The following is a 9235-nucleotide window of genomic DNA, read 5'->3' on the forward strand; positions in this document are numbered from 1 at the left end:
AAAGAGCCATACCATACATCTCGGGGAAATCAAAGATGGGGATCGGGTACTTGACCAGGTCCTGGTTTCCCTGTTCAGAGGACCAAACTCTTATACGGGGGAAAACGTGGTGGAAATATCCTGTCATGGATCACCTTATATACAGGAACAGATCATCCAATTGTTTCTGCGAAAAGGATGTCGCATGGCCAAAGCAGGAGAATTTACCCTGCGGGCCTTCCTGAATGGAAAATTGGATTTGAGTCAGGCCGAAGCCGTGGCAGACATCATTGCAACTGACAGTGCAGCTTCCCATAAAATTGCCATGGAGCAAATGCGGGGCGGGTTTAGTTCTGAAATTCAGCAATTGCGTACTGAGCTTCTGAACTTCGCTTCCCTGATAGAACTTGAGCTGGACTTTTCCGAAGAGGATGTTGAATTTGCTGACCGGGAGGCTTTTATTGGACTGTTAGGGCGGATAGCATCCACTCTAAAAAGGCTTATCGAATCCTTTGCACTTGGGAATGTGATCAAGAACGGGATTCCCATAGCTATCGTAGGGAAGCCCAATGTTGGGAAATCCACCCTGCTCAATGCACTGCTCAACGAGGAACGGGCCATTGTATCCGAAATTGCTGGTACTACAAGGGATACAGTTGAGGACGAGATCAATATTGGGGGGATCCGTTTCCGTTTTATAGACACGGCCGGGATAAGGGACACAGGCGACCAGATTGAAAAAATAGGAATACAACGGACCTTTGAAAACATTGAAAAGGCAAGGGTAGTATTATTTCTTTTCGACGCAGAAGAACTCACCCATCTGGAACAACTCCTGCAAGACATTGCTAAAGTCCGGGAGAAGGGACCTGAAAAGCCGGTTCTCCTCCTGGCCAATAAGGTAGATAGAATCAAAAGCATAAACTATCAGCAGACATTAGATGATCTTTCTAAATCTACAGATCTGGAAGTGTTACCCTTATCGGCACTGGAGCATACTGGTCTGGAGCATTTACGCGAGACGCTGTTAAACCTGGTCAACACAGGTGCCTTGCAGAAGGATGAAACCATTGTGACCAATGCCCGCCATTACGACGCCCTTAAAAAAGCCCTCGAAGAAATTCAAAAAGTTCAGGAGGGTATTGAAGCTGAGCTATCCAGTGACCTGCTCGCCATAGATATTCGTCAGGCCTTGTATCATCTCGGCGAGATCACAGGAGAGATCAGCTCTGATGAACTATTGGGAAATATTTTTGCTAACTTTTGTATTGGGAAATAACTACTTTTTTTATTGGCTTATACCATTTCGTCGAATATCTCGTTCTGCAGGTAGGGTATAATGACCTTAAGTTGTTATACGCGCGAACTACAAAATCTAAATGCTATGTTTAAAATTAAAATGAAAGCCAGCCACCTGCTTGCTGCCCTTGTTGTTTCTTTTCTAATTTTTAGCTGTTCTAATGATGAAACGGATGGTATGGGCACCCTGAAATTGAGTGCCAAAGCCAGCGTTAACAATGGTGCAGGGAAAGGAATCACTTCGAGCAGCAAAAGTGTGAACACTGATGTATTTGTGAGTGATTTCCGGATCAATATCCGCGAATTTGAACTGGAAGTGGATGAATCAGAATTTGAAGTTGAATTCGAAAGCGAATCCGAATCCGGAGAAGTTGAGTTTGAGATCGAATGGGATGATGATGGTTATTTTGATTACGAGGACGAATTTGAGCTGGAAGGCCCTTTTGAACTGGATTTACTGGCTGGGGAAATCTCATTTCTGACGGTAGACCTCCCAAACAGCACCTTTGAAGAACTGGAGTTTAAGTTCGCAAGGGGTACGGACACCAACAGCGACCTCTTTGGAAAATCTGTTTTAATACAGGGAACCGTTAATGATATTCCTTTTGTTTTCTGGAACGACTTTGAAGATGAAGTAGAAGTAGATTTCGAAGACAAGACCATTGATATCCGTATTAAAGACAATACGGAAGGCATTACGATTGAATTTGATTTGTCATTGATCTTTGATGTGGTATCAGGAGTAGACTTGTCACAGGCCACAGATGGCAATGAAGATGGCACCATCGAAATCAGTCCAACAGACGAAGACGGAAACAATGCCCTGGCAGAAGAAATCCGTGAGCGTATCAAAACTGTTATTGACCTTTTGGACGACTAACCCCATTCCAACGATAAAGAAAAGGCTTTCTGTGGGATCACAGAAAGCCTTTTTTTATTGCCCTATCCTGTATCTTATCTGACTTTCTCCTGCTCTCCTGCACAACTTCCATCTCCCTTCCCTATTGTTAATAACTTTTTTAATAACTCATTTTATTGGCCCTTCCACGTTTTTCCTGGTGATTTAATTTTATATATGATTTTTTAATCATTTTTTCACTTTTATGTATTGTTATGATTTCGACGTGGTATTACAGGAAGTACCCGGTGAGATAAGTCTTTGTTTTAGTATTTCAGGCTGCCCCCTACAATGCAGGGGTTGCCACTCCCCTTTTCTATGGAAAAAACACCAGGGCCAAAAGTTCACATTTGATGCCTATAAGCAGCTCTTAACTCAGTACTGGGGCTTTGCCACCTGCGTGCTTTTTATGGGAGGGGAATGGCATGCTGATGAGCTGATAGACCGACTAAAATGGGCAAAAAAAATGGGGTACAAGACCTGCCTCTACACGGGAGAAACAGAAGTTAAAGCTGAAATTTTAGAACATTTAACCTATATAAAAACTGGTCCCTGGATACAGGAATTAGGAGGTTTAGGCAGCCCTTCCACCAATCAGATCTTTAAGAACGTTAAAACCAACTCAGTACTCAATCATTTATTCATTCCTAAATAAATCTTCAAATGACCCGACTCACTCAGGAACAAATTGACAAAAAAATCTCATTTATAAACCGTTACCTGCAATCCAGAAATGCAGCTGACGGATCCAAAGTAGACTCCAATGCCAATGTTACTTCAAAAAATATCGCCACAATGGAGGCGGAATTAAATAAGGACTTTAACATACAAGTGAATCGGGCACTGGTCAGTCAGAAAATAGCCAGCCTTTTTGGGGAAGAGCTTGCTGAGGAATATATTCGGCAAATTGAGTCGCATGAAATTTATGTACATGACGAAACCTCCCTTAAACCCTATTGTGCCTCCATCAGCATGTATCCGTTCTTACTGGATGGCCTTACCAAATTGGGGGGTGAAAGCCGTGCTCCAAAACATTTGGAAAGTTTTTGTGGAGAGTTTGTCAACCTGGTTTTTGCCGTAAGCTCGCAATTTGCCGGTGCCCTGGCTACCGTTGAGTTCCTGATGTACTTTGACCATTTTGCAGCCAAAGACTATGGTGAAAATTACCTGAACACCCATAAAGCACTCATTGAAAACCACCTTCAGCATGTAGTCTATGCTATCAACCAGCCTGCTGCTGCACGGGGTTATCAATCGGTTTTCTGGAACATTTCCATTTATGACAAACCCTATTTTGAAAATATGTTTGGGGATTTTGTCTTTCCGGACATGAGCAAACCTGAATGGGAGCGAATTAATAGACTACAAGCCTTCTTTATGCACTGGTTTAATGAAGAGCGCACCAAGGCTGTACTTACCTTCCCGGTAGTAACGGCCGCCATGCTGACTAAAGACGGGGTTCCTCAGGATCCCGTCTTTACTGATCTCTGTGCCAAAGAACTCGGCGAAGGCAATTCCTTTTTTATCTACCAGTCAGAGAATGCCGATAGCCTGGCCTCTTGTTGCCGGCTTCGCAACGAGATCAACGACAACACCTTTAGCTACTCCCTTGGAGCCGGTGGGGTAGCCACCGGATCAATAAATGTGATCACAATGAACATGAACCGCCTGGTTCAGCAAGGGGCGGATATCGTTTCAGAAGTACAGAAAATCCATAAATACCAGGTGGCTTTCCGTAAGCTCATGGATGAATATAATAGTTGTGGCATGCTGCCTGTGTATCAGGCCGGTTTAATCTCCCTGGATAAACAGTTTCTCACCATTGGTGTCAATGGCATGGTAGAAGCCGCTGAAAGCCAGGGTATCTCAGTGGGAAATAATTTTGCCTATAAAGAATTTGTAAATCGTCAATTAAAATCCATTTACGAGGAAAACAGGTCCGCCAAAGAGAAGTACGGGTATATGTTCAACACAGAATTTGTCCCGGCAGAAAACCTGGGAGTTAAGAATGCTAAATGGGACCGTGAGGATGGCCTTTTTGTTCCCAGGGATTGTTACAATTCCTATTTCTTCGTCGTGGAGGATGAAAAGACCAACACCCTGGACAAGATGATACTGCATGGAAAGGAGATCATAAAATACCTCGATGGGGGTTCTGCCTTGCACCTGAACCTGGAAGAGGCACCCAACAAGGACGGTTTCATCAAATTGATCCATGCCACAGCAAGGGCCGGGTGCAATTACTTCTGCTTTAATATCAAAATTACCTTGTGCAACGATTGCGGGCACATTGACAAGCGCACCCAGTATAGTTGTAGCAACTGTTCTTCTAAGAATGTTGACCATGCCACGAGGGTTATAGGTTACCTGAAGCGGGTTAGTAACTTTAGTTCAGGAAGGCAAAAAGAACACAGCCTCAGGCACTATCACCTATATGACAAAGCAGGTGAAGGCAGTATTCCACTTGAAGGTGAAAAGGTAGTTCATTTACTCTGTTGAATGTATTTAAAGCACTATTCCAAGAGCCCTTTAAGAGAAATAATCCGGCCATTTTCTTTTATTTCCTGAGCAAGGGAATCCATGGTTTTTTGCCGGAAATCATCCAAAAGCGCTTCTTTAAAAGGAGATACTATGTGATGTACCGGACAGGGGTTGGCGTCATCACACTTGGAAAGCCCAAGAAAACAATCATCGAAGCGATGAGGGCCGTCAATGGCCGCTATGATATCCCAAACCGAATTCTTCCTGTTGGATGCATCAAGGAAAAAACCACCTCCGGGTCCTTTTGTAGAGGAAATTAGTCTGTCCGCAGCAAGTTTACGCAGCAACTGGGCAAGGTACGGCTGAGGGACTTCCAATTCCTGGGCAATTTTCTTTACCCCTAGTTTGGTTGATTCATCACTGTTCAATGCGAGGTATATTACCCCCCTGATGGCATATTTGCAAGCATTGGACAGCATTTGATTATCGGTTAGGATGCTAAAGATAGGAAAAAGGTTATTTGCTATCCCGCCTCAATTATCCTCCGGTTTTTATTTACTAAAACTTCAGCTTTTCATCCTTATCCCATAGTCCCCAATAGGCACCAACATCCCCTTCTGCGCCTACCTTCCAGGACTCGTCAAAAGAAGAGAAATAGAATATCTCAATATCGTCTTCCTGTGCCCATTTCTGCATGTTCATGAAATACTTAAGATAATTTTCATAGGAGGGATAAGCTCCTTCCAGGTTACTGCCCTGACTGGGCCAGCCCGTTTCTGAAACGATCACCTTCTTTCCATTTCCTGCCCGAAGTGCCCTCTGGTACATGTCTTTGATGTAAAGTAAGGAATAGTCCATGTCGCAGCCTTCCCAGAAGGGATAGCAGTTGGCGAGGATCACATCACAGGCCTCTGCGATCCTGGGACGTTCCGCAAACTCATAGTAAGCATCTACATATGCCACGGGAACGTCAACCGTAATGCCCTCCTTTACCTGCTTAATAAATTCAAGTAATTCATCCTCATTGAGATCACCACGCAGCATTACCTCATTCCCAACAGCAGCAATGTCTACATATCCCTGATTGGTAACTTCGATCAGGTTGGCGATCTCCTGTGCGTTGATCTCCGGGTCATCCCCCAACCAGGCACCCACCATGGTCTTGATGCCATATTCCCGTGCTATTCGGGGAATTTCTTCATTCCCTTCCGTACAGGAGAAGGAACGGATCCATTGGGTATAGGGAGCGATGATCTCCATACGCCTGCGGATCTGGGCTTCTGTAATCTGATCCCCCGGGTTTTGTCCTTCTTCATAAGGACTAAAACACAAGCCGTGCATTCCCTCTTCAAGGATCTCCCTGGCAAGTTTCTGCAAATCCTTTTTGGACATTCCGGCGTAGTCCACTGCCGCGAGCGCCAAACGTTTTTCTTTTCTTATATAGGTCATCTGTTATCCTTTTAGTTTCTTATAACATTTAATTTATCTTCTTATAACTCACCTCTGCGTTCTACCAACAATCTCTTGATTTCTCTGGCACGTTCTTCATTGAGGCTGTATTTCCACATGATAAGTATAGCTATTCCAGCAGTCACCGCAGGAATAACAATGTCTGCTATTCTCAGATTGGTCATCGTTTCAAGGCTCTGGGTTTCGGCATCAGAAATAAAGCCAACCATTTTCAATACCAAACCGCCTAATACCAGGGCAATGGCTTGTCCAAGTTTTACCATCCACCAATATATGGCGCCAAAAGTACCTTCCTTACGTGGCATACCGTTTTCCAGCTCGTCCAAATCACAGACATCGGCGGTCATACTCATCATCAGGGTAAACAGGCCTCCTAGACCAAAGGCAATTAGCGGAATAGGAATGAAGATCAGCCAGGGAGCGCCCTGACTCGTGTCTATACTGAACCAGGTCATCCCCAGGTTTTCCAAATAAGGGTTGAGCCATTCAAACAAGGAACCAACCCCACTATTCAAGGCACTACCCACCGAGGTCTCGTTGAAACGACTGTTCAGGTCGTTATCGAATCCCCACCATTTCAGGCAGTAGCCAATAATGGAAAGTACGGTAGAAATGATAAACGCTTTCCGCTTTCCCCATTTGTTGGACATCCAGGAAATAATGGGAATGACCACAAAAGCTGTAAGTAAAGCTGTCATGGTGGAGAACCAGGCCGGCCAGGTCCCTGCCATTCCATAATCCCCGTTAAACATGTAGAAAACGATAATATAAACACTGAAGGCCGCTACCATTTGGAAACCGTTAAATACCAGGAAGGTAGCCCCGCAAAGCTTCATAAAAGGCTTGTTTTTTGATACCTGAACGATGCCTTTAAAAAGGTCCTTCAAGTTAGAGGCGAGTGATTTAAAGGAGATTTCTTTTCTGTTTTCCATCTGGGAAGAATCGATCCCTTTGCAAAATAGTGCCGGCAAAACCCCCAGGACAATACAAACACCTGCGACTATTGTAGACAGCCGTCTTACCCCCACAGCCTGGTCGGAAAAAATATCCGGGTCTGCAATGATCACCCAGAACCAGGGAACAATCATCCAGGCAATTTGCCCCATCGTATTGGCAAAGGCCATCAGCCGTGTCCGCTCGTTATAGTCTGAGGTCATTTCATAACCCAGTCCCACCAAAGGGGTAGCGTACATGGTATTGCCGATCAGGAAAATCAAGGAAAGGATCAAGAAATACCAGAAATTATACGTTTGTCCGTTTTCCGCATCCAATTGCCAAAGCGCTGCAAACAATAACCCGCTGGCAATGGCCCCAATAAAAATATAAGGTCTCCTTCTCCCCCACTTGGATTTCGTGTTGTCTGAGATGAAACCCATAATAGGGTCCGTAATGGCATCAAATATCCGGGGCAATCCCCCCAGTAATCCTGCCAAAAAGGGATCCATGCCAAAAGCCGTGAGCAAGAAGAACATAAAAAAGCTCAATGCTCCTGGTAGCATGTTAAGAACAAAATGCCCGGCGCCGAAGGCAGCCTTCTGGGTAATCGGCACTTTATCTTTAGCAGCGGTTTTGTAAGTCGACATAATCTTAAGTATTAGTTAGTTGTTCTGTTTATCTCTGTACCTGGAATGATCAGGGTTTGTATGGCCTTTTCGCTTATTTGCATCGGGGCAGCTTTTAATTCGTTCAGGGAAAGTACAAATTGTCTGGCTTCTTCGCCTTGATTTAAGATTACAATGGCTATTGAACCATCTGGATTCTGGGCGGCCGTAACCATAAGGGCATCATCACCACTCTCAAACCCAATTCGTTTGGCCCCCGGACGGATATAGCGACTAAAATGGCCTAGCGTGTAGTAAAGGGGAGTAAAATATACCTCATCCTCTTCAGGATCAACAATTACGGGGGCTACACACCAGTTTTTAAACCAGTTGGGCCCTCCCTGCCGGTCCAGCACCATGTTCCAGTCGATCCAGCCATCCACCCAGTTATTCATACAGCCAATGATATCACGTGCATATCTGTATACCGGCACATACTTGGGATGCAAATGTTTGTCCTTTTCAGGGGCCCAATCCCAACCCCAATCGGTGGCTTCCTTAGACCAGTACCAGGCATCGTCCTGCCATTTAGGTACCTCAGCATCTACGCAGGCCTCTGATTGGATGATGTGCTTGTCCGGGGCAATTTCATGGGCCGCCTGAAGATTCTCAGGAAACCAGTCGAATGTACTGGCATACCAATGCACAGCAGTTCCGTCAAAATATTTCCTGGAGACTTCATCCTGAAACATGGTCTCCACCCACTCTTTTAATTCCTCGCCACGGTTCTGGTCATAGCCCAACAGTTTTACCTGATGCCCGTCGGCCTCCAGGCGCGGTCCTAGGTGATTTTTTACAAAATCGGTCATTTCCTGAGGGGTAAAATGCATGCTTTCCCAGTTGTTGTCGTTCCCCAGCGGCTCGTTTTCAACGGTAACCCCCCAGATATCAATTCCCTCGGCCTTGTACGCCTCGATATATTTTGAAAAGAACAGCGCCCAGGTGTCGTAATACTCCGGAAGGAGCTTACCTCCTCTCCAGTCCTTATTGTCCTTCATCCAGGGTGGCGCCGTCCATGGAGAAGCCAAGATTTTAAACCCTTCTTCTGACACGGCCATCGCATCTTTGATCATGGGGATGATGTCGTCCTGATCTTCTGATATCGAGAAACTGTTCAGCTCCAGGTCTCCTTCCTCCGGCGCATAGGAATAATTGCTCAGGGAAAAATCACAGGAGTTCATATGGGTGCGGGTCAGAGAATACCGCGCTCCATCAGTTCCAAAATAGGCCTCAATAATCATCTTGCGGTTCGCCGTACTTAGATGGTTGAGCAAATAAGCCGATGCTTCCGTAAACGAGCCCCCAAAACCGGTTATGGTCTGGAATTTCTCATTTGGCAGCAGCTTTATTTCAACCGCATTTGTGGCATCTACCTCTTCTGTAATGGGTTGCATTTTATTTCCCGCCGCAGAAGTTTCGTAGGCTTCAACGGATAGTCTGTTCTGGGTGGTACATGCTCCTAGCATTACGGTCGTTATCAGTATTAAATTAAAATTGCTTTTCATTT

Annotated in this window: 8 protein-coding genes; 4 read left to right on the forward strand and 4 right to left on the reverse strand. The window is 45.0% G+C overall.

Translation table 11 applies throughout. The features are described from left to right. From mnmE to nrdD, 4 genes are all read left to right on the forward strand, one after another. Nucleotides 1-1258, forward strand: a 1258-nt coding sequence (gene mnmE / locus AC4E7D_RS03705) for a tRNA uridine-5-carboxymethylaminomethyl(34) synthesis GTPase MnmE (RefSeq protein ID WP_490172462.1), incomplete at its 5' end; no start/stop codon positions are given. A 105-nt stretch (nucleotides 1259-1363) separates the two neighbouring features. Beyond that, nucleotides 1364-2158 carry a hypothetical protein gene (locus AC4E7D_RS03710; protein WP_490172463.1) on the forward strand — a complete coding sequence of 265 codons (795 nt, stop codon included), beginning with the start codon at nucleotides 1364-1366 and terminating at the stop codon, nucleotides 2156-2158. Between the two features lie 223 nt (nucleotides 2159-2381). Then, the gene (gene nrdG, locus AC4E7D_RS03715; RefSeq protein ID WP_490172464.1) at nucleotides 2382-2831 is read left to right on the forward strand and encodes an anaerobic ribonucleoside-triphosphate reductase activating protein; all 450 of its coding nucleotides are present in this window, start codon (nucleotides 2382-2384) and stop codon (nucleotides 2829-2831) included. A gap of 8 nt (nucleotides 2832-2839) precedes the next feature. Next, nucleotides 2840-4675 (forward strand): anaerobic ribonucleoside-triphosphate reductase, encoded by a 1836-nt coding sequence (gene nrdD / locus AC4E7D_RS03720; protein ID WP_490172465.1) that lies wholly within the window; start codon nucleotides 2840-2842, stop codon nucleotides 4673-4675. Nucleotides 4676-4689: 14 nt separating this feature from the next. Here nrdD and AC4E7D_RS03725 read toward each other — a convergent pair whose 3' ends face one another. From AC4E7D_RS03725 to AC4E7D_RS03740, 4 genes are all read right to left on the reverse strand, one after another. Continuing rightward, nucleotides 4690-5136 carry an RrF2 family transcriptional regulator gene (locus AC4E7D_RS03725; protein WP_490172466.1) on the reverse strand — a complete coding sequence of 149 codons (447 nt, stop codon included), beginning with the start codon at nucleotides 5134-5136 and terminating at the stop codon, nucleotides 4690-4692. Nucleotides 5137-5215: 79 nt separating this feature from the next. Beyond that, entirely contained in the window at nucleotides 5216-6106 is an 891-nt protein-coding gene (locus AC4E7D_RS03730; protein WP_490172467.1) for a glycoside hydrolase family 17 protein, read from the reverse strand. A 41-nt stretch (nucleotides 6107-6147) separates the two neighbouring features. After that, complete coding sequence (locus AC4E7D_RS03735; RefSeq protein WP_490172468.1) at nucleotides 6148-7710, reverse strand: MFS transporter; 1563 nt, start codon at nucleotides 7708-7710, stop codon at nucleotides 6148-6150. An 11-nt stretch (nucleotides 7711-7721) separates the two neighbouring features. Beyond that, a complete protein-coding gene (locus AC4E7D_RS03740) occupies nucleotides 7722-9233 on the reverse strand; it encodes a glycoside hydrolase family 30 protein (RefSeq protein ID WP_490172469.1) in 1512 nt (503 codons plus the stop codon). Between the last annotated feature and the right edge of the window lie 2 nt (nucleotides 9234-9235).

This window comes from Lentiprolixibacter sp. (assembly GCF_982873095.1).

Coding starts and splice junctions, on each gene's coding strand:
- nrdG (WP_490172464.1), top strand. CDS start 2,382: ATGTATTGTTATGATTTCGACGTGGTATTACAGGAAGTACCCGGTGAG.
- AC4E7D_RS03740 (WP_490172469.1), bottom strand. CDS start 9,233: ATGAAAAGCAATTTTAATTTAATACTGATAACGACCGTAATGCTAGGA.
- AC4E7D_RS03735 (WP_490172468.1), bottom strand. CDS start 7,710: ATGTCGACTTACAAAACCGCTGCTAAAGATAAAGTGCCGATTACCCAG.
- AC4E7D_RS03710 (WP_490172463.1), top strand. CDS start 1,364: ATGTTTAAAATTAAAATGAAAGCCAGCCACCTGCTTGCTGCCCTTGTT.
- AC4E7D_RS03730 (WP_490172467.1), bottom strand. CDS start 6,106: ATGACCTATATAAGAAAAGAAAAACGTTTGGCGCTCGCGGCAGTGGAC.
- AC4E7D_RS03725 (WP_490172466.1), bottom strand. CDS start 5,136: ATGCTGTCCAATGCTTGCAAATATGCCATCAGGGGGGTAATATACCTC.
- nrdD (WP_490172465.1), top strand. CDS start 2,840: ATGACCCGACTCACTCAGGAACAAATTGACAAAAAAATCTCATTTATA.